Origin of the sequence: Streptomyces thermodiastaticus (genome assembly GCF_014656135.1) — a bacterium.
GTDB lineage: Bacteria > Actinomycetota > Actinomycetes > Streptomycetales > Streptomycetaceae > Streptomyces > Streptomyces thermodiastaticus.
The window spans coordinates 86,418-106,941 of sequence record NZ_BNBV01000006.1; the positions used below are offsets into that span (position 1 = coordinate 86,418).

The window sequence follows — 20,524 nt, forward strand, 5'->3', positions numbered from 1 at the left end:
CTGTCCCCGATTCCGTTCGTCGTGCCGGCCCCACGGCCGCCTGTTCGCTCGTACGGCCGGGCACGGCACTGCGCCCGCACGGGCCGTCCGCTGCCGCACGCCGCACGCCGCACGGAACGGTACTCACGCGCGCCCCACCGGCACAGCCCCGCCCCGGTTGCCGCGCCCCGGGATCGGGACCGAGTGCTTCGCCGCTGGGCCGGCCTTCACCCGCCTGGCGTCACCGATGCCTGCCCGCATCCGGTGTGTCCCGCTGTCCGGTGCGCCGCACGGGCCGCGGCGGTGCGGGACCGGGACGCGGAGCAGACTCCGTGCAGCCTGTCCACCGGGTCTGACCGCGGTTTTCCACAGGCGCCCGAAGCAGTTGACACCCCTGGCGGCACGCCGCACCATGGAACTCGCCCAAACCGAACGATCGGTCGGGACGACGACGACAGCCGAGGTCGAGGGGGACAGCATGGCGACAGCAGCCGCGCACCGGGCGGGCACCCTGACGCACGGTGCCGCGGACACCACCGGGGACACCGACACCCAGCAGCGCGCCTTCGACGCGGCGGTGGCCGCCGACGAGCGGATCGAACCCCGGGACTGGATGCCGGAGGGCTACCGGGCGACGCTCGTCCGGCAGATCGCCCAGCACGCCCACTCCGAGATCATCGGCATGCAGCCGGAGGCGAACTGGATCACGCGGGCGCCGTCCCTGCGCCGCAAGGCCATCCTCATGGCCAAGGTCCAGGACGAGGCCGGTCACGGCCTGTACCTGTACAGCGCGGCCGAGACGCTGGGCGTCAGCCGGGAGGAGCTGCTCGACAAGCTCCACAGCGGCCGTCAGAAGTACTCCTCGATCTTCAACTACCCGACGCTGACCTGGGCGGACGTGGGTGCCATCGGCTGGCTGGTGGACGGCGCCGCGATCACCAACCAGGTCCCGCTGTGCCGCTGCTCCTACGGGCCCTACGCCCGCGCGATGGTCCGCATCTGCAAGGAGGAGTCCTTCCACCAGCGCCAGGGTTACGAGCTGCTGATGACGCTCAGCCACGGCACGCCCGAGCAGCACGCGATGGCGCAGGACGCGGTCGACCGCTGGTGGTGGCCGTCGCTGATGATGTTCGGTCCGCCCGACGACGCCTCGCAGCACTCCGCGCAGTCGATGGCGTGGAAGATCAAGCGTCACTCCAACGACGAGCTGCGCCAGCGTTTCGTCGACATCTGCGTCCCGCAGGCCGAGTCCCTCGGCCTCACTCTCCCCGACCCCCACCTGAGGTGGAACGAGGAACGGGGCCACTACGACTTCGGCCCCATCGACTGGGACGAGTTCTGGCAGGTCATCAAGGGCAACGGCCCGTGCAACGAGCAGCGCCTGAACCAGCGCAGGCGGGCCCACGAGGAAGGCGCCTGGGTTCGGGAGGCCGCCGCGGCCTATGCGGCCAAACACGGCACCCACCCGGAGGGCGGACCCACCGACGACCCCACCGCCGCCGTCGGCGGCAGCACGGAAGGCGAGCAGGCATGACCCACACCGACTGGCCCCTGTGGGAGGTCTTCGTGCGCTCCCGGCGCGGACTGTCCCACACCCATGCCGGCAGCCTGCACGCCCCGGACGCGGAGATGGCGCTGCGCAACGCCCGCGATCTGTACACCCGGCGCGGCGAGGGCGTCTCCATCTGGGTCGTGCCGTCCGCGGCGATCACCGCCTCGTCGCCCGACGAGAAGGACCCCTTCTTCGAGCCGTCCGCCGACAAGCCCTACCGGCACCCGACGTTCTACGAGATCCCGGAAGGGGTGAAGCACCTGTGACGGCCACCGTCCCCACGACCGCCGCCCTCGCCCTGGGCGACGACGCTCTGGTGCTCTCCCACCGGCTCGCGGAGTGGACGGGGCACGCGCCTGTCCTCGAGGAGGAGGTCGCCCTCGTCAACATAGCCCTCGACCTGCTCGGCCAGGCCCGGTTCCTGCTGTCGATGGCCGGCGACGAGGACGAGCTGGCCTATCTGCGGGAGGAACGCGCCTTCACCAACCTCCAGCTCGTGGAGCAGCCGAACGGCGACTTCGCCCACACCATCGCCCGCCAGCTGTACTTCTCCGCCTATCAGCACCTGCTGTACGGGCAACTGGCCGACGGCGACGGCCCGTTCGCCCCGCTGGCCATCAAGGCCGTGCACGAGGTCGCCTACCACCGCGACCACGCCGAGCAGTGGACGCTGCGGCTCGGCGACGGCACCGACGTCAGTCACGAGCGGATGCAGCGGGCCTGCGAGGCGCTGTGGCGGTTCACTGGTGAGATGTTCCAGCCCGTCGAGGGTCTCGACGTGGACTGGGCCGCACTGGAGGCCACCTGGCTGGACACCGTGGGCGACGTGCTGCGGCGGGCCACGCTGACCCTGCCCGAGGGACCGCGCCGGGGGGCGTGGTCGGCGGGCGCGGGCCGGCAGGGCCTGCACACCGAGCCGTTCGGGCGGATGCTCGCCGAGATGCAGCATCTGCACCGCAGCCATCCGGGGGCGTCATGGTGACCACGACGGCGCTGGAGGCCGAGCTGCTGCGGCTGGCCGGCTCGGTGCCCGACCCCGAACTGCCTGTACTGACCCTCGAGGACCTGGGCGTGGTCCGCGCGGTGCATCTGCGCGGCGCCGACGCGGTCGAGGTCGAGCTGACCCCGACGTACACCGGCTGCCCGGCCGTCGAGGCGATGTCGCGGGACATCGAGCGGGTGCTGCGCGAGCACGGTATGCGGGAGGTTGCCGTCCGCACGGTGCTCTCGCCCGCCTGGTCGACCGACGACATCACGCCCGAGGGCCGGCGCAAGCTGCGGGAGTCGGGCATCGCGCCGCCCCGGGTCCGCGCGGCCGGCGGCCCGGTCTCCCTGGCACTCGGCCCGACCCGCACCCGCTCTTCCCACCCGTCCGGACCCGCGGGCACCGACCCGGCCGCGGGCTCCGCGGTGTCCCGGGCCGCCACCGGCCCCGTCGAGCCGGTCGCATGCCCCCACTGCGGGTCGGCCGACACCGAGCTGCTGAGCCGGTTCTCCTCCACCGCCTGCAAGGCGCTGCGGCGCTGCAGGGCCTGCGAGAACCCCTTCGACCATTTCAAGGAGGTCTGATGGCCCGCTTCCACCGGCTGACGGTGTCGGCGGTCGACCGGCTCACCGACGACTCCGTCGCCCTCACCTTCGCGGTGCCGCCCGAGCTGCGCGCGGAGTACCGCCACGCACCGGGCCAGCACCTCGCCCTGCGGAGGGTTGCCGACGGGGTCGAGACACGGCGGACGTACTCGATCTGCTCGCCGGCACCGGCCCCCGGCAGCGACGGGCCGACGCACCTGCGGGTCGGGGTGCGCCTGGTGGAGGGCGGCGCCTTCTCCCCCTACGCGCTGAAGGAGATCGCCGTCGGGGACGAACTGGAGGTGATGACTCCAGCGGGGCGTTTCGTCCTGGAGCCCGCGCCCGGCCAGTACGCGGCGATCGTCGGCGGCAGCGGCATCACTCCGGTGCTGTCGATCGTCTCCACCCTGCTGGCACGCGAGCCGGCGGCCCGCTTCTGCCTGATACGCAGCGACCGCACGACCGCTTCGACGATGTTCCTGGAGGAGGTCGCCGACCTCAAGGACCGGTATCCCGAGCGGTTGCAGCTGGTGACGGTGCTGTCCCGGGAGGAACAGCAGGCCGGGCTGCCGACCGGGCGCCTCGACCAGGAGCGGCTGACAGGACTGCTGCCGACGCTGCTGCCGGTGCAGGAGGTGGCCGGGTGGTATCTGTGCGGCCCGTACGGGCTGGTGCAGGGCGCCGAGCGGGCGCTGCGCGGCCTCGGGGTGCCCCGGGCCCGGATCCACCAGGAGATCTTCCATGTGGACGCCGGTACGCGACCGGCCCCGGCCGCCACGGCACCCGCGCACAGCACGGTCGCCGTCCGGCTCGACGGCCGCAGCGGATCCTGGCCGGTCCGCGACGGCGAGACCCTGCTGGAGACGGTGCTGCGCAACCGCCCCGACGCCCCGTACGCCTGCAAGGGCGGCGTGTGCGGAACCTGCCGGGCCTTCCTCGTGTCGGGCGAGGTGCGCATGGACCGCAACTTCGCGCTGGAGCCGGAGGAGACCGAGGCGGGTTACGTCCTGGCGTGCCAGTCCCACCCGGTCACGGAGCGGGTGGAACTGGACTTCGACCGCTGAGCACCGGCCGCCGCACGGACGACGAGGCAGGACGGCGCTCACCGGCCGCCGCACGGACGACGAGGCAGGACGGCGCTCACCGGCCGCCGCACAGCCCGAGGAGCAGGACATCACCGCGTCGCCCGCGCCGGCGGCCGGCGGAAGACGGCTGCGGCGGGTCAGAGGACGTGGCCGGGCAGGCCGTCGTCGGTGACCACGGCACGGCCGGCGGCCGACCAGGCCTGCATGCCGCCGTCGACGTTCACCGCGTCGATGCCCTGCTGAACCAGGTACATGGTGACCTGGGCGGAGCGGCCCCCGGAGCGGCAGATCACATTGATCCGGCCGTCCTGGGGCGCCGCCTCGGTCAGCTCGCCGTAGCGGGCCGTGAACTCGCTGAGGGGGATGTGCAGCGCCCCTTCGGCATGGCCCGCCTGCCACTCGTCGTCCTCGCGGACGTCCAGCAGGAAGTCGTCGTCCTTCAGGTCGCCGACCTGGACCGTGGGCACACCAGCTCCGAAATGCATGGTGCCGACGCTACCCGAAGCCACGGCCGGACCGGCCCGCCCCACGGGCCGGTGCGGCGCGTCACGGCCCGGCCGAGGGGCTCAGCCCCCGCCGAGGAGCACGGCCAGCTGGGCTTCCCGTTCCGCGATGTCCTGACGCAGCTTCCCGGCGATCTCGTCGAGGAGCCCGTCGGGGTCGTCGGGGGCGAGCCGGAGCATCGCGGCGATGGCGCTGTCCTCCAGCTGCTTCGCGACGAGCGTCAGCATCTCCTTGCGCTCGGACAGCCACTCCAGGCGGGCGTACAGCTCCTCGCTGCGGCTCGGCCGGTGCTGCGCGGGGGCGGGACCGGCGGCCCACTCCTCGGCCAGCCGGCGCATCTCGTCGGCGTCTCCCCGGGCGTAGGCGGCGTTGACCCGGGTGAGGAAGTCCTCCCGCCGCCGGCGTTCGGCCTCGTCCTGCACCAGGTCCGGGTGGGCCTTCCGCGCCAGCTCGCGGTACAGGCGCCGGGCCTCCTCGCTCGGGCGGACCCGTTGGGGCGGCCGCACCGGCTGGTCGGTGAGCATCGCGACCGCCTCCGGGAACAGCCCGTTGCCGTCCATCCAGCCGTGCATCAGATGCTCGACCGCCGGGATCGGCTGCAACCGGGCCCGGGCCTCCTGGGCGCGGCGCAGATCCTCCAGGTCGCCGCTGCGGGCGGCTTGGGCCTCGGCGATCTGTGCGTCCAGTTCCTCGATGCGGGCGTAGAGCGGGCCGAGCCGCTGCTGGTGCAGCCGGGAGAAGTTCTCGACCTCCACCCGGAAGGTCTCCACGGCGATCTCGTACTCGATCAGCGCCTGCTCGGCGGAGCGTACGGCCTGCTCCAACCGTTCCTCGGGCCGCGCCGCACCGCCCTCGGACGCCGCCTGATCCACGCCGCCGCCGTCCCCCTGCTCAGCTTCCCGGGTCGTCACCCGACCAGCCTAGCGTCGCGCCAGTACAGCCCCGCGCCACCGCGGCGCCCCCGCTCCGCCCAGGCGGGCACGCCCCGCCACCGGACCGCAGCCCATCACCGCAGCCCATCACCGCGCCACCACCCCTGACCGGCGTCCGCCCCGGCAGCCCGGCACACGACCAGCCCGCCATGCTGCCCGCACCACAGCACCTACGCATCCAGCACCTACGCATGACAGCACCACCACACCGCCCACCACCGGACCGCCGACCCGCCGCACCACCGGACCGCCGACCCGCCGCACCACCGGACCGCCGGGCTACACCCCCGGCTCGGCCGCGATCCGGCCCGCCCGTACGGCGGCCACCAGCTGTGCGTGGTCGGCCTCGGTGCGGTCGGCGTAGGCGACGGCGAACGCGGCCAGGGCCTCGTCCAGCTGCTCGTTCTTGCCGCAGTAGCCGGCGATCAGCCGCGGGTCGGCGCTGTGCGCGTGGGCGCGGGCCAGCAGCGCTCCGGTCATGCGGCCGTAGTCGTCGATCTGGCCGGCGGGCAGCGCGGCCGGGTCCACGCTGCCCTTGCGGTTGCGGAACTGCCGCACCTGGAAGTCACGCCCGTCGATCGTGGTCCAGCCGAGCAGGATGTCGCTGACCACCTGCATGCGCTTCTGGCCGAGCACCACCCGCCGCCCCTCGTGCGTCACCTGCGGCACCGGGAACCCCGCGGCGGCCAGGTGCGGCACCAGCGCCGAGGGTCTGGCCTCCTTCACCTGCAGCACCAGCGGCTCACCGCGGTGGTCCAGCAGCAGCACGACGTAGGAGCGCGTGCCCACGCTGCCGGTGCCGACCACGCGGAAGGCGACGTCGTGCACCGCGTAGCGGGCGAGCAGCGGACGGCGGTCCTCGGGGAGCGTGGTCAGGTATTCCTCCAGCGAGAGGGCCACCGCGGCCGCTTCGGCGTCCGGGACCCTGCGCAGCACCGGAGGGGCGTCCACGAAGCTGCGCCCGCCGTCCTCGGTGCGCTCGGTCGACCTGGCCGCGAACCGGCCGCTGGTGTTGGACCGTGCCTTGGCCGAGACCCGCTCCAGAGTGCCGGCCAGGTCGTGGGCGTCGGCGTGGGAGACGAGTCGCTCGTCGGCGATGGCGCTCCAGGCGTCGAGGACCGGCATCCGGGCCAGCAGCCGCATGGTGCGCCGGTAGGCGCCCGCCGCGTCCTGGGCGGCGCGCCGGCAGCTGTCCTCGTCGCAGCCCGCCTCACGGCCCGCGAGCACCAGGGAGGCGACGAGCCTCTTCAGGTCCCACTCCCAGGGGCCGTGGACCGTCTCGTCGAAGTCGTTCAGGTCGATCACCAGGCCGCCGCGGGCGTCGCCGTAGAGACCGAAGTTGCAGGCGTGGGCGTCGCCGCAGAGCTGGGCGCCGATGCCGGTCGTCGGGGTGCGCGCCAGGTCATGGGCCATCAGGCCCGCCGAGCCGCGCAGGAACGCGAACGGTGTGGCCGCCATCCTGCCCACGCGGATCGGTGTCAGCTCGGGCAGGCGGCCCCGGTTGGACGCGCGCACGGCCGCAACGGCGTCGGGCCGGCCGGCGTCCGCCGTGAAGGCGGCGTGCGCGGACCGTGGAACGCGCCGCCGCAGCGCCTTGCCCTCCGCCTTCGGCGACCCCTGCACCGGCCACCGCGCAAACCCGGCAACCACCGGCACCCGCGCCTCGGTCCGCACCGCCTCGCCATGGCCGCCACGGTCCTCGATGTCCCCGACCGTCCCCGCACCCGACGCCGGCGCCGCCACATCCGCTATGCCCTCGGTCACCCAGGACCGCCCTCCCCGTCCCTGCACGCCGTCCCTGTACGGCGTCCCCGTACGCTGTCAGGCTCCGGGCCCGACCGTACAGCCGGGTGCACACCACCGCACACGCCGCTCGGGCCGGACAGCCGGGCGGGATCTCGCCGAGACGCCGGGGAGGGCACAGCCGACGAACGGCCGGCCGGCGCACCGGCACGCGAGCCCACAAGCCCACTCCCCCTCCGGCTCCCTGGCCCCTGGCCCTCTGCGACCCCTGGCCCTGTGTCCCCACGGCGCCCTCTGTCCCCACGGCGGCGCCCTTTGTCCCCACGGCCCGCTCTGCCAGCACTGATCACTTGATCACCGCCCCCGAAAAGGGGCATCCACCTCTGAGACCTTCCTCACATCCGACCGAGCAGCAGCACCGCCGGAGATCCGGAACGCGCACGGGCAGCGCGAGACCGCGAAGCCCGGACAAGCCCCACGGGCCCCCACGGCCTCCGCGGCCCCCACGGCCCTCTCACGGCCCCCTCACGGTCCGCTCGACGCTCGCGCACTCCGGCGGACACCAGGCACCTGAGGCACGCGTCACCACACGGCAACCACACGCGAATACAAGGAACGCAAAAACAAGGAACGGGTGGCATCTTCGCGATGCCACCCGTTCCTGACGGTGCGCGAGGGGGGAGTTGAACCCCCACGCCCTTGCGGGCACTGGAACCTGAATCCAGCGCGTCTGCCTATTCCGCCACCCGCGCATTGGGCTTGCCTTCCGGCTCCGTTCCCTTTCGGGCCCGGCGCCTTCCGACACCCAGAACATTAGCACGTCCCCGCGGGTGGATTCACATCCCTTCCTCCGAGGGCACGTGCACCCCGATTCCCGCCCCTCCGCCGGCCCCGGCCCACGGGGTGAGGCACCCAACGCGCCCCGGGCACTCACCCGCCCCGATCACCCGCACGGAACCGCCCCGGATCAACCCCGCGTTCCGCCGGCACCGACCGCACCCCCGGACCACTCACCGGCTCCGGTCAGCCGCCCTCACCCTCACCGCCCCCGCACCACCCGCTCCTCGCCCCCGGACCGCACCACAGCCCTGGCCCGTCCCCGCCCCGCACAGCCCTCGCCCCTGACCCACCCCGCACCGCACAGCCGGCCTCCACCGCACCTCCAGCACCCGCCCGAAAACAGCCGCCGTCCCCTCCCCCTGAGCCCCTCCCTGTGATCCACCACCCCCGACACCCCGCGCCTCGCACCCCCCGCCCGGCAGTCCCCCATCCCCACCTGAGCGACGTCCTCCAGGGACGCCCCCGATCACCCAGAGCCCCCACGACCTGGAACAACACGAGAGATCCGGCACCCCGGAGCGACCCGGCGCCCCCGACCCCGCGCACACGGAAACCGGACACCACCGACACTCCCGACGCCCCGGGCACCCGGGACACACCGGCCGCAAGCGGCCACCGGACTCCCGGCGTCCTTCCCCGCCCACCACGCCCCGGCCTTTCCCGACCCGGCGAATTCCGGTCAGCCGCAGACGGGACCGGCACAGCCGGGTCCGCCTCCCGGCCGGCCGGCTCGCATCGCCCCGGCCCCACCGCACCCGGCCCGGCACAGGCCCCACGCCACAGCGCCGTCTCGACCTGGGCGTGATCACGTATCAACCTCGTACCGGTCCGTGCCGTCTCCCCTGGAGCGGGACGGGGTGCGCCCCGAGGTGCGGGACACTGGTCGGCGGACGCCTCTACGATCCTGGGCGGAAGGAGTGGTCAGGAGCCGGCCGGCAGGGCAGGCCAGGGGGAGGCGTCGACACCCGTCGACGAGGCGGACAAGGGGGAACCAGCCGATCGACCGGCGCGTAGATACGATCAGTGAGCAGTATCAGGTAGGCAGTACTCAACAGCACGACGGCAAGAACCGACCGCGAACCTCGCGAGAATCGCGACAGCAGCGAGACCCGCACGAGCAAGACCCGCAAGACCCGCGGCATGCGCACCGGCGCAGCGACGGCCACGACGGAGGAGGTGCCCCATGGGAGTCCTGAAGAAGTTCGAGCAGCGTCTCGAAGGTCTGGTCAACGGCACCTTCGCCAAGGTCTTCAAGTCCGAGGTCCAGCCTGTGGAGATCGCGGGTGCGCTCCAGCGTGAGTGCGACAACAACGCCACCATCTGGAACCGCGACCGCACCGTCGTCCCCAATGACTTCATCGTCGAGCTGAGTGCCCCCGACTACGAGCGGCTGAGCCCCTATTCGGGCCAGCTGGGCGACGAGCTGGCCGGCATGGTCCGCGACTACGCCAAGCAGCAGCGCTACACCTTCATGGGGCCGATCAAGGTCCACCTGGAGAAGGCGGACGACCTGGACACCGGCCTGTACCGGGTGCGCAGCCGCACGCTCGCCTCGTCCAGCAGCCAGCAGGCCCAGCCCCAGGGCCCCGTGCCGCCCGCGCCCGGCCGGCCCGCCGCCCCGGGCGGATACGGCTACCCGCCCGTCGGCGCACCCCCCATGCCCTCCACCCCGCCGCCCGGCGGGTACGGCTACCCGCAGCCGGCCATGCCCGGCGGGCGCACGCGCTACTGGATCGAGATCAACGGCACCCGCCACCAGATCTCCCGCCCGACGATGGTGCTGGGCCGCAGCACCGACGCCGACGTGCGGATCGACGACCCCGGCGTCTCCCGCCGGCACTGTGAGATCCGGACCGGAACGCCCTCGACGATCCAGGATCTCGGGTCCACCAACGGCATCGTGGTGGACGGGCAGCACACAACCCGCGCTACGCTCCGCGACGGCTCGCGGATCGTCGTGGGCAGCACCACCGTTATCTATAGGCAAGCCGAAGGGTGAACCGGGGGCAATGTCAGAGCTGACCCTCACGGTCATGCGGCTGGGTTTCCTGGCCGTACTGTGGCTGTTCGTGATCGTGGCCGTGCAGGTCATCCGCAGCGATCTGTTCGGTACGCGCGTCACCCGCCGGGGGACCCGCCGCGAGGGGGCACGGTCGCAGCAGGGCGGGCGGGCCGCCGCACGCCAGGCCTCGCCTCCGCAGCAGCGCGGCCAGCAGGGCGGAGGCCGCCAGCGCCGCAACGCCCCCACCAAGCTCGTGGTCACCGAGGGCACCCTCACCGGGACAACCGTCGCGCTGCAGGGCCAGACCATCACGCTGGGCCGCGCGCACGACTCCACGATCGTGCTGGACGACGACTACGCCTCCAGCCGGCATGCCAGGATCTACCCGGACCAGAGCGGCCGGTGGATCGTCGAGGACCTCGGATCCACCAACGGCACGTACCTGGACCGGTCCCGGCTGACGACCCCCACGCCGATCCCGCTGGGCACGCCGATCCGCATCGGCAAGACCGTCATCGAGCTGCGGAAGTAGTGCTACGTCATGGAAGAGCGCGAGCGGAGCGAGCACGCAGCGGCCGCCGGCACCCCGGGCCCCGGCGCGCTCCCGACCGGAGGGTGGGCAGTGTGGCTCGACACGATCGGCTGTATCCCGAGCCGGCGGGCGAGGTGCGCATGAGTCTGTCACTGCGCTTCGCCGCCGGTTCCCACAAAGGCATGATCCGTGAGGGCAACGAGGACTCCGGCTACGCCGGCCCGCGGCTGCTCGCGATCGCCGACGGCATGGGCGGCCAGGCCGCCGGCGAGGTCGCCTCGTCCGAGGTGATCTCCACCATCGTCGCCCTCGACGACGACATCCCCGGCTCCGACATCCTCACCTCGCTCGGTGCGGCCGTGCAGCGCGCCAACGAGCAGCTGCGGCAGATGGTCGAGGAGGACCCGGCCCTGGAGGGCATGGGCACCACCCTCACCGCGCTGCTGTGGACCGGGCAGCGGCTCGGCCTCGTCCACGTCGGCGACTCCCGCGCCTATCTGCTGCGCGACGGGGTGCTGACCCAGATCACCCAGGACCACACCTGGGTGCAGCGCCTGGTCGACGAGGGCCGCATCACCGAGGAGGAGGCCACCACCCACCCGCAGCGGTCCCTGCTGATGCGGGCCCTGGGCAGCGGCGAGCGGGTCGAGCCCGACCTGTCCATCCGCGAGGTCCGCGCCGGCGACCGCTACCTGATCTGCTCCGACGGCCTGTCCAGCGTCGTCTCCCACCAGACCCTGGAGGAGACCCTCGCCAGCTATCAGGGTCCCGAGGAGACCGTCCAGGAGCTGATCCAGCTCGCGCTGCGCGGCGGCGGCCCGGACAACATCACCGTGATCGTCGCCGACGTCCTCGACCTGGACACCGGCGACACCCTGTCCGGGCAACTGCACGACACCCCGGTCGTGGTGGGCGCGGTCGCCGAGAACCAGCAGCACCTGCAGGACAACGGCATCATGCAGACCCCGGCGGGCCGCGCCGCCCGCCTGGGCCGCCGCGGCGGCGGCCAGTTCGGCCCGCCCGGCTCCGGCGACGGTTACGCCTCGGCGGGCGGCTTCGCCGGCTACGGCGACGACGACCTCACCAAGCCGCGCAAGAGCCGCAGGTGGCTCAAGGGCTCGCTGTACAGCGCGCTCGCGCTCGCCGTGATCGGCGGCGGCCTGTACGGCGGCTACCGCTGGACGCAGACCCAGTACTTCGTCGGCGTCAACGACGAGCACGTGGCGCTGTACCAGGGGATCAGCCAGGACCTGGCCTGGGTGAAGCTGTCCAGACTCCAGAAGGACCACCCGGAGATCGAGCTGAAGTACCTCCCGCCCTACCAGCAGAAGCAGGTCAGGGCGACGATCGCCGCGGGCGGCCTGAAGGCGGCCCAGCGGAAGATCGAGGAGCTGTCGGTGCAGGCCTCCGCCTGCCGCAAGGAAGCGGAGCGCCGCGCCGCCGAGTCCCAGAACAAGCCCAAGCCGGGGCAGGGCGACACCGTCGGCACGCGGCTCGACGGAACCACGCTCACGGCCTTCGCGTCCAAGGCGACACCGGCATCGAGCACATTGACGACGAAGTCCCCCTCCCCGTCCCAGTCCGCGACCGCGCCCACACCCAGCCCCGGCCCCACTCTCTCGGAGGAAGAGCAGAAGGTCGTCTCGCTGTGCGGTAAGCAGTAGGCAAGCCGTGAGAGGCCCTGTCACACGATGAGCAGCACTACCAACACGTCGACGCACCACACGTCCACGATCGGCGCGATCGGGGCGCCCAGCCGGCGCAACACCGAGCTGGCGCTGCTGGTCTTCGCGGTCGCCATCCCGGTGTTCGCCTACGCCAACGTCGGTCTGGCCATCAACAACGAGGTGCCCTCCGGACTGCTCAGCTACGGGCTCGGCCTCGGCCTGCTGGCCGGCGTCGCCCACCTGGTCGTCCGCAAGTTCGCCCCGTACGCGGACCCCTTGCTGCTGCCGCTGGCCACCCTGCTGAACGGCCTCGGTCTGGTCGTCATCTGGCGGCTGGACCAGTCGAAGCTGCTGCAGTCACTGCCGAACTACTTCCAGGCAGCGCCTCGCCAGCTGCTGTACACCGCGCTGGGCATCGCCCTGTTCGTGGTCGTCCTGCTTTTCCTCAAGGACCACCGCGTCCTGCAGCGCTACACCTACATCTCCATGTTCTGCGCCCTGGTGCTGCTCATCCTGCCGCTGGTGCCGGGCCTGGGCGCGAACATCTACGGCGCCAAGATCTGGATCAACATCCCCGGTCTCGGCTCCCTGCAGCCCGGTGAGTTCGCCAAGATCGTGCTGGCGGTGTTCTTCGCCGGCTACCTCATGGTCAAGCGGGACGCGCTCGCGCTCGCCAGCCGCCGCTTCATGGGGCTGTACCTGCCGCGCGGACGCGACCTCGGCCCCATCCTGGTCGTCTGGGCGCTCTCGATCCTCATCCTGATCTTCGAGACCGACCTGGGCACCTCGCTGCTGTTCTTCGGCATGTTCGTGATCATGCTGTACGTCGCCACCGAGCGGACCAGCTGGATCGTCTTCGGTCTGCTGATGTCCGCCGCGGGCGCCGTCGGCGTGGCGAGCTTCGAGCCGCACATCCAGACCCGTGTGCAGGCCTGGCTCAACCCCCTGCGCGAGTACAAGCTCAGCCGCGAGGTGACCCACGACGGCATCGTGCACTCCGACCAGCTGCAGCAGGCCCTGTGGGCCTTCGGCTCCGGCGGCACCCTCGGCACCGGCCTCGGCCAGGGCCACTCCGACCTGATCCGGTTCGCCGCCAACTCCGACTTCATCCTCGCCACCTTCGGCGAGGAGCTGGGCCTGGCCGGGATCATGGCGATCCTGCTGATCTACGGCCTGATCGTGGAGCGCGGCGTGCGCACCGCGCTGGCCGCCCGCGACCCGTTCGGCAAGCTGCTCGCCGTCGGCCTGTCCGGCGCCTTCGCGCTGCAGGTCTTCGTGGTGGCCGGCGGTGTGATGGGCCTGATCCCGCTGACCGGTATGACGATGCCGTTCCTGGCCTACGGCGGTTCGTCCGTGCTGGCCAACTGGGCGCTGATCGGCATCCTCATCAGAATCAGCGACACCGCGCGCCGCCCGGCCCCCGCTCCCGTGACCAACCCCGACGCCGAAATGACCCAGGTGGTCCGCCCGTGAACAAGCCCCTGCGCCGGATCGCGATCTTCTGCGGCCTCCTCGTCCTCACGCTGCTGCTGCGCGACAACTGGCTCCAGTACGTCAAGGCAGACAGCCTCGCGGACAGCAAGTACAACCGCCGTGTCACGATCGCCCGTTACTCCGTCCCCCGCGGCGACATCATCGTCGACGGCTCACCGATCACCGGGTCGAAGGAGATGGACACCAGCGGGCTGAACGACCTGAAGTACAAGCGGACGTACAAGGACGGCCCCATGTGGGCGCCGGTCACCGGGTACGCCTCGCAGGCTTTCGGCGCCACCCAGCTGGAGAGCGTGGACGACAAGATCCTCACCGGCAACGACGACCGGCTGTTCTTCCGCAACACCCTGGACATGATCACCGGGAAGCCGAAGCAGGGCGGCAACGTCGTCACCACGCTGAACGCGGCCGCGCAGAAGGCGGCCTACAACGGGCTGAAGGGCCACGGCAAGGGCGCCGTCGTCGCGCTGGAGCCGTCCACCGGCAAGATCCTGGCGCTGGCGTCCTACCCGTCGTACGACCCGTCCTCGTTCGCCGGCATGTCCGACTCGGACGCGAAGGCCTGGCAGAAGCTGCAGAAGGACAACGACCCGGACGACCCGATGCTGAACCGGGCGCTGCGCGAGACCTACCCGCCGGGCTCCACCTTCAAGGTGGTCACCGCGGCCGCAGCGCTGGAGAACGGCCTGTACACCTCGGCCGACCAGCCCACGAACTCCCCGGACCCGTGGATCATGCCGGGCACCGTCACGCCCCTCGCCAACGAAGGCAGCATCCCCTGCAAGAACGCCACCATGCGCGTCGCGCTGAAGTACTCCTGCAACACCGTCTTCGGCAAGATCGGAGCCGACCTCGGCCAGGACAAGATGCTCTCGGAGGCGGAGAAGTTCGGCTTCAACAGTGAGCAGTTCACGCCGGTGCGGGCCAACGCCTCGAACTTTTCCAAGGACATGAACGCCTCGCAGGTCGCGCTGTCCTCCATCGGCCAGTTCAACACCGCCGCGACGCCCCTGCAGATGGCGATGGTGGCCTCCGCGGTCGCCAACGACGGCAAGCTGATGCAGCCGTACATGGTGGACAAGCTGCAGTCGCCGAACCTCGACACCCTGGAGCAGACCGAGCCCAAGGAGCTGAGCCGCCCGCTGTCGTCGAAGAACGCGCAGATCCTGCAGTCGATGATGGAGACCGTCGTCAAGGACGGTACGGGCACCAACGCGCAGATCCCGGGCGTCACCGTGGGCGGCAAGACCGGTACCGCGCAGCACGGTGTCAACAACAGCGAGAAGCCGTACGCGTGGTTCATCTCCTACGCGAAGCTGCCCGACGGCAGCTCGCCGGTGGCCGTGGCCGTGGTGGTCGAGGACGAGGCAGCCGACCGCCAGGACATCTCCGGTGGCGGTCTCGCGGCTCCCATCGCGAAGAACGTCATGGAGGCGGTCATCAACTCCAGGAAGTGACCACCGCCACGATGCCTACACATCGGTGCACGTGGCGATACCGGTCCTGTATCGGGTGGCGGGCTTGGCCAGGTCACACAGAGCGAGCCGGGTACGGTAGGCCCGGACGGCAGCTCCGGCGGCACACGTGGTGCCGGTCCGGGACCGACGGAGAGGGCTGGTAGGTAGCTATGGAAGAGCCGCGTCGCCTCGGCGGCCGGTACGAGCTGGGCCAGGTGCTCGGCCGTGGTGGCATGGCGGAGGTGTACCTCGCGCATGACACCCGCCTGGGCCGCACCGTGGCGGTGAAGACACTGCGCGCCGACCTGGCGCGCGACCCTTCCTTCCAGGCCCGGTTCCGCCGGGAGGCCCAGTCGGCCGCCTCGCTCAACCACCCGGCGATCGTCGCGGTCTACGACACGGGCGAGGACTACATCGACGGGGTCTCGATCCCGTACATCGTCATGGAGTACGTCGACGGCTCCACTCTCCGTGAGCTGCTGCACAGCGGCCGCAAGCTGCTGCCGGAGCGGGCCATGGAGATGACCATCGGCATCCTCCAGGGTCTGGAGTACGCGCACCGCAACGGCATCGTCCACCGCGACATCAAGCCGGCCAACGTCATGCTGACGCGCACCGGCCAGGTCAAGGTGATGGACTTCGGCATCGCCCGTGCCATGGGCGACGCCGGCATGACGATGACGCAGACCGCCGCCGTCATCGGCACCGCGCAGTACCTCTCGCCGGAGCAGGCCAAGGGCGAGCAGGTCGACGCCCGCTCGGACCTGTATTCGACGGGGTGCCTGCTGTACGAGCTGCTGACGGTCCGCCCGCCCTTCGTGGGCGACTCCCCGGTCGCGGTCGCCTATCAGCACGTCCGTGAGGAACCGCAGCCGCCGAGCGTGTTCGACCCGGAGATCTCCCCGGAGATGGACGCGATCGTGCTGCGGGCGCTGGTGAAGGACCCCGACTACCGCTACCAGACCGCCGACGAGATGCGCGCCGACATCGAGGCCTGCCTCGACGGCCAGCCGGTCGCGGCCACCGCGGCCATGGGCACCGTCGGCTACGGCACCTACGGCGACGACCAGCCCACCACGGCCCTGCGCCCCGACTCCGGCGCCCAGGCCACGACGATGCTGCCGCCCATGAACCCGGACGACGGCGGCTACGGCTACGAGGAGCGGCCCGACCGGCGCCGGCAGAAGAAGTCCCACACCTCGACGATCCTGCTGGTCGTCGCCGGCATCCTGGTCCTCGCGGGCGCCGTCCTCATCGGCAGGATGCTCACCAGCGGGAACGGCGTCGGCAACGACAAGGTGAGCGTGCCGAACTTCGTCGACCACACGAGGGCGGACGCCGAGAAGATGGCGGACAACGTCGGCCTGAAGGTGACGTTCACCGAGAAGCCCTGCGACAACGAGCCCAAGGGCAAGGTCTGCTCGCAGGACCCGGCCAAGGACACGGAGATCAAGAAGGGCGAGACGGTCAGCCTGGTGCTGTCGACCGGCGCGCCGAAGGTGCTCGTGCCCGACGTGACGGGTCTCACTTTCGCAACGGCCCAGTCCCAGCTTCAGGCCAAGGGCTTCAAGGTCGAGCAGAAGACCGAGGAATCCGACCGCCCCGAGGGCGTCGTCATCTCCCAGGACCCCACCGGGGACCAGGAGGTGGAGAAGGGCTCCACGATCACCCTCACGGTTTCCAAGCCGGTCGAGAGGGTTCCGGTACCGGACGTCCTCAACAAGACGTGCGAGGAGGCCACGGCCCAGCTGCAGGCCAGCGGTCTCAAGGCCAGCTGCACTCAGGCGGAAACCACCGACCCGAACCAGATCGACAAGGTCTTCGAGATCTCGCCTGCGGCAGGTACCCCGGTCGAGAAGGGCTCCACGGTGACCCTCAAGATCGGCAAGCAGGCGCCGCAGCAGCAGACGCCGCTCCCGGAGGTGCGCGGTCGCAAGCTCTCGGAGGCGCAGCAGCTGCTCGCCCAGGCCGGCTTCACCAACATCAAGGTCAACGGCAGCAACGACCCCAACGCGTTCGTCATCAGCCAGGACCCGCAGCCGAACCAGCCGGTCGACAACCCGGCCGGCACGCAGGTCACCCTGACGACGATCGGTGGTGGCGCCAACCACGCGGGCAACCGAGGCGGCAACAACGGCGGCTTCTTCGGCTGATCCGCCACCTGAGCGGCGCCATCCAAAGCCGCGCCGCCTGAGCAGTGGGCCTCTGCGGGGACGTGTTCCCGGCAGAGGCCCACGTGCTGTCTGCGGGGCGCTTCGAAGGCCGCGCAGCGGCGTGACGCAACGCACCCTGCCGAGGTGCTGGACGCGGTGAGGGACACGGCCGGTTGGGCGCCGGCGGACGGCGTTCAGCGAAGACGTGATGCTCGCGGCACACCGCGGGACGACGGCACCCGGGTCCGGGCTGAGGACACGGCCGGCCGGCTGCTCCGCTGCGGCCGGACGCTCATCTCACCGCAGTTCCTTCGGCGGTGTCCGCTTGCTGTCCACCTTCTCCACGCGGACCAGCTCTCCCCAGACCACGTACCGGTACCGGCTGGTGTACACCGGCGTGCAGGTCGTCAGGGTGATGTAACGGCCGGGCTTCGTCACGCCCGCCTCCTTCGGGACCTGCGCGATGACGTCCACGTTGTACTTCGAGGTCTCGGGGAGGACGGCGAAGACCTTGTAGACGTACCAGTTGTCGCGCGTCTCGAAGACGATCGGGTCGCCCTTGGACAGCTTGTCGATGTTGTGGAACTTCGCGCCGTGGCCGTCCCGGTGGGCGGCCAGGGTGAAGTTGCCGTCCTTGCCGCTCGTCGGCAGCGTCGCCTTGACCGGGTCGACGTAGTAGCCGGCCACGCCGTCGTTGAGGACGTCCGGCGAGGTGCCCTTCTTCACCAGGACCTCGCCGTTGTGCATGGCCGGCACATGGAGGAAGCCGATGCCGTCCTCGGTGTCCAGGGCGCCCGGGCCGCTGGGGGCGGGGTGGGCCCACTGCTCGCGGACCTTGTCGGCCTGCCGGTCGGCCGTGCGGTCCGCCATGACGTTCGTCCACCACAGCGAGTAGACGACGAACAGGCCGAGCACCAGGCCCGCCGTGATGAGAAGTTCACCGAAGACGCTGACGGCCTGTGCCAGCCGGCCGGTGCCGCGGCGCGGACGCCGCTCGGTGCCGTCGTCGGTGTGCTCTGCCGTGCCGTCCGTGGTCGCTGCCACTGTGTCATCCGCCCTTGTCTTCGCGGCCTCTATTCGACGAGCGCATCCGGCTTGCCCTTGCTGCGCGGCCGTTCCTCGACCATCTTGCCCCAGACGATCAAGCGGTACTTGCTCGTGAACTCCGGCGTGCAGGTGGTGAGGGTGATGTAGCGGCCGGGCTTGGTGAAGCCGGAGCCCGCCGGGATCGGATCGAGGACGCTGGTGTTCGACGGCGAGGTCACCGGCAGCATCGACGTCATCTTGTAGACGTAGTAGGTGTCCTGCGTCTCCACGACGATCGGATCACCCGGTGTGAGCTTGTTGATGTAACGGAACGGCTCGCCGTGCGTGTTGCGGTGGCCCGCGAGCCCGAAGTTGCCGGTCTTCGCGTCCGGCATCGCGGTGTCGAAGTCCCCGGGCCCGTAGTGCCCGACCATGCCCTTGTCGAGCACCTTGGTCTTGTCGGTGCCCTCGGCGATCGGCACCACCACGTCGAGCTTGGGGATGTGCAGGATCGCGAAGCCCTGCCCCGGTTCGAACGCCCCCGGCGCACGCTTGCCGCTGGCCCAGTCGTCCTGCAGCTGGTGCGCCTCGTGACCCGCCTGCTGATGCGCGCGCACGTTCGACCACCACAGCTGGTAGGTGACGAACAGCAGCATCACCACGCCGGTGGTGATGAACAGCTCGCCGATGATCCGGCTGGCGATGACCGCCGGGCTCGGTCTGCGGGCCCGGGCCAGCCGGCGTGCCTCCACGCGGCTCAGCGGGGCGGACGGGTCCCGGGGGGCCGTCTGCTGGGGCACCCGCGGTCTGCTGCCCGCCGCACGGCGGCCGCGGCGGCGTTGGGCGGCCCGTCTGCGGGCCGCCCGGCCCCCGGTCGCGGCCGGGGGGCTGCCCGCCGCCTCCCGGGGCCCGTGGGACCCGTGCGCCGCGGTGCCCGCGGAGTCCGGCGGGGCCGACGGGGAGGGGATGCGCAGCGCCATCGTCTCCGCGTCGTCGGCCGCGGGTTGCTCCCCGGAGCCGTCGGGCGGCGGATACGGCGTCCCCGAACCGTGCGTGTCGTACGGCGCCGTGTGCGGCTCCCAGGACGCGTCGTACGCCCCCGCCGGATACCAGCCGGCTCCGGACTCGCGCTCGGGGCGCAGCGCCGTCACGCCGTGGCCCTGCCCACCACTGGGGCGAGCCCCTCAGACCTCGCCACGGCACCTTCGTCGCCGCACTCCGCGAGCCAGTTGGCGAGCATCCGGTGCCCGTGCTCGGTGAGCACCGACTCGGGGTGGAACTGCACGCCCTCCACCGGCAGTTCGCGGTGGCGCAGGCCCATGACGATGCCGTCGCGGGTGCGGGCGGTGACCTCCAGCTCGTCCGGGACGGTCGCGGGCTCGGCCGCCAGCGAGTGGTAGCGGGTCGCGGTGAAGGGGGAGGGCAGGCCGGCGAAGACGCCCTTGCCCTCGTGCTCCACCAGGGAGGTCTTGCCGTGCAGCAGCTCAGGGGCCCGGCCGACCACACCGCCGTAGGCGACCTGCATGGACTGCATGCCCAGGCACACCCCGAAGACGGGAACGCCGGTGGCCGCGCAGTGCCGGACCATGTCCACGCACACGCCCGCCTGTTCCGGTGTGCCCGGCCCCGGCGACAGCAGCACGCCGTCGAAGCCGTCCTGGGCGTGCTCCGTGCGCACCTCGTCGTTGCGCAGCACCTCGCAGGCGGCGCCCAGCTGGTACAGGTACTGCACGAGGTTGTAGACGAAGCTGTCGTAGTTGTCGACGACGAGGATCCGTGCGCTCACTGGTTGTTCACCGTCACATCGTTGAAGGGAAGCAGCGGCTCGGCCCACGGGAAGACGTACTGGAACAGGACATAGACGACGGCCAGGACCAGCACCAGTGAGATCAGCGCCTTCACCCAGGTGTTGCCCGGCAGATGCCGCCAGATCCAGCCGTACATGCCGTCCCTTCCCTCGCGTCACGGCACGGGTCTCCCGCCGCTTTC

Annotated in this window: 18 protein-coding genes and 1 tRNA gene; 11 read left to right on the forward strand and 8 right to left on the reverse strand. The window is 71.4% G+C overall.

Annotated features, from left to right (window positions below; all coding sequences use genetic code 11):
* Nucleotides 1-457: 457 nt before the first annotated feature.
* From paaA to IE286_RS08305, 5 genes are read left to right on the forward strand one after another with little or no spacing between them, the layout of a single operon-like run.
* A complete protein-coding gene (gene paaA / locus IE286_RS08285; RefSeq protein ID WP_229862106.1) occupies nucleotides 458-1,513 on the forward strand; it encodes a 1,2-phenylacetyl-CoA epoxidase subunit PaaA in 1,056 nt (351 codons plus the stop codon).
* A complete protein-coding gene (gene paaB / locus IE286_RS08290; RefSeq protein ID WP_189795972.1) occupies nucleotides 1,510-1,797 on the forward strand; it encodes a 1,2-phenylacetyl-CoA epoxidase subunit PaaB in 288 nt (95 codons plus the stop codon). Before paaA ends, paaB begins: the two co-directional genes overlap by 4 nt.
* Nucleotides 1,794-2,513: a 1,2-phenylacetyl-CoA epoxidase subunit PaaC gene (gene paaC / locus IE286_RS08295; RefSeq protein ID WP_189795973.1), complete on the forward strand. Its 720-nt coding sequence runs from the start codon at nucleotides 1,794-1,796 to the stop codon at nucleotides 2,511-2,513. The genes paaB and paaC overlap by 4 nt, the downstream gene beginning before the upstream one ends.
* A complete protein-coding gene (gene paaD, locus IE286_RS08300) occupies nucleotides 2,507-3,100 on the forward strand; it encodes a 1,2-phenylacetyl-CoA epoxidase subunit PaaD (RefSeq protein WP_189795974.1) in 594 nt (197 codons plus the stop codon). Before paaC ends, paaD begins: the two co-directional genes overlap by 7 nt.
* Nucleotides 3,100-4,164 carry a 2Fe-2S iron-sulfur cluster-binding protein gene (locus IE286_RS08305; protein ID WP_189795975.1) on the forward strand — a complete coding sequence of 355 codons (1,065 nt, stop codon included), beginning with the start codon at nucleotides 3,100-3,102 and terminating at the stop codon, nucleotides 4,162-4,164. Before paaD ends, IE286_RS08305 begins: the two co-directional genes overlap by 1 nt.
* 158 nt (nucleotides 4,165-4,322) lie before the next feature.
* Here IE286_RS08305 and IE286_RS08310 read toward each other — a convergent pair whose 3' ends face one another.
* The 4 genes from IE286_RS08310 to IE286_RS08325 all read right to left on the reverse strand — a co-directional run bounded on the left by IE286_RS08310 (nucleotide 4,323) and on the right by IE286_RS08325 (nucleotide 8,116).
* Nucleotides 4,323-4,652: a rhodanese-like domain-containing protein gene (locus IE286_RS08310; RefSeq protein ID WP_189796092.1), complete on the reverse strand. Its 330-nt coding sequence runs from the start codon at nucleotides 4,650-4,652 to the stop codon at nucleotides 4,323-4,325.
* 99 nt (nucleotides 4,653-4,751) lie between these two features.
* A complete protein-coding gene (locus IE286_RS08315; protein ID WP_189795976.1) occupies nucleotides 4,752-5,600 on the reverse strand; it encodes a hypothetical protein in 849 nt (282 codons plus the stop codon).
* Nucleotides 5,601-5,900: 300 nt separating this feature from the next.
* Nucleotides 5,901-7,325, reverse strand: coding sequence for a DUF2252 domain-containing protein (locus IE286_RS08320; protein ID WP_229862140.1), 1,425 nt, complete (start codon nucleotides 7,323-7,325; stop codon nucleotides 5,901-5,903).
* Between the two features lie 707 nt (nucleotides 7,326-8,032).
* Nucleotides 8,033-8,116 (reverse strand) — tRNA-Leu (locus IE286_RS08325).
* A gap of 1,271 nt (nucleotides 8,117-9,387) precedes the next feature.
* On the opposite strand from IE286_RS08325, the gene IE286_RS08330 reads away from it, so the two are divergent.
* From IE286_RS08330 to pknB, 6 genes are all read left to right on the forward strand, one after another.
* The gene (locus IE286_RS08330) at nucleotides 9,388-10,203 is read left to right on the forward strand and encodes an FHA domain-containing protein (RefSeq protein ID WP_125500460.1); all 816 of its coding nucleotides are present in this window, start codon (nucleotides 9,388-9,390) and stop codon (nucleotides 10,201-10,203) included.
* A gap of 10 nt (nucleotides 10,204-10,213) precedes the next feature.
* The gene (locus IE286_RS08335) at nucleotides 10,214-10,738 is read left to right on the forward strand and encodes an FHA domain-containing protein FhaB/FipA (protein ID WP_189795978.1); all 525 of its coding nucleotides are present in this window, start codon (nucleotides 10,214-10,216) and stop codon (nucleotides 10,736-10,738) included.
* Between the two features lie 140 nt (nucleotides 10,739-10,878).
* Complete coding sequence (locus IE286_RS08340; RefSeq protein ID WP_189795979.1) at nucleotides 10,879-12,402, forward strand: Stp1/IreP family PP2C-type Ser/Thr phosphatase; 1,524 nt, start codon at nucleotides 10,879-10,881, stop codon at nucleotides 12,400-12,402.
* 27 nt (nucleotides 12,403-12,429) lie between these two features.
* Nucleotides 12,430-13,878 carry an FtsW/RodA/SpoVE family cell cycle protein gene (locus tag IE286_RS08345; protein WP_189795980.1) on the forward strand — a complete coding sequence of 483 codons (1,449 nt, stop codon included), beginning with the start codon at nucleotides 12,430-12,432 and terminating at the stop codon, nucleotides 13,876-13,878.
* A complete protein-coding gene (locus tag IE286_RS08350; RefSeq protein WP_189795981.1) occupies nucleotides 13,875-15,356 on the forward strand; it encodes a peptidoglycan D,D-transpeptidase FtsI family protein in 1,482 nt (493 codons plus the stop codon). The genes IE286_RS08345 and IE286_RS08350 overlap by 4 nt, the downstream gene beginning before the upstream one ends.
* Nucleotides 15,357-15,526: 170 nt before the next feature.
* Complete coding sequence (gene pknB, locus IE286_RS08355) at nucleotides 15,527-17,509, forward strand: Stk1 family PASTA domain-containing Ser/Thr kinase (protein WP_189795982.1); 1,983 nt, start codon at nucleotides 15,527-15,529, stop codon at nucleotides 17,507-17,509.
* A gap of 297 nt (nucleotides 17,510-17,806) precedes the next feature.
* On the opposite strand, the gene IE286_RS08360 is transcribed toward pknB, so the two are convergent.
* The 4 genes from IE286_RS08360 to IE286_RS08375 are packed head-to-tail and all read right to left on the reverse strand — an operon-like array spanning nucleotide 17,807 to nucleotide 20,479.
* Entirely contained in the window at nucleotides 17,807-18,553 is a 747-nt protein-coding gene (locus tag IE286_RS08360; RefSeq protein WP_189795983.1) for a class E sortase, read from the reverse strand.
* Nucleotides 18,554-18,582: 29 nt separating this feature from the next.
* The gene (locus tag IE286_RS08365) at nucleotides 18,583-19,686 is read right to left on the reverse strand and encodes a class E sortase (RefSeq protein ID WP_189795984.1); all 1,104 of its coding nucleotides are present in this window, start codon (nucleotides 19,684-19,686) and stop codon (nucleotides 18,583-18,585) included.
* Nucleotides 19,683-20,321 carry an aminodeoxychorismate/anthranilate synthase component II gene (locus IE286_RS08370; RefSeq protein WP_189795985.1) on the reverse strand — a complete coding sequence of 213 codons (639 nt, stop codon included), beginning with the start codon at nucleotides 20,319-20,321 and terminating at the stop codon, nucleotides 19,683-19,685. The genes IE286_RS08365 and IE286_RS08370 overlap by 4 nt, the downstream gene beginning before the upstream one ends.
* Nucleotides 20,318-20,479, reverse strand: coding sequence for a hypothetical protein (locus IE286_RS08375; RefSeq protein ID WP_159667808.1), 162 nt, complete (start codon nucleotides 20,477-20,479; stop codon nucleotides 20,318-20,320). Before IE286_RS08375 ends, IE286_RS08370 begins: the two co-directional genes overlap by 4 nt.
* Nucleotides 20,480-20,524 lie beyond the last annotated feature (45 nt).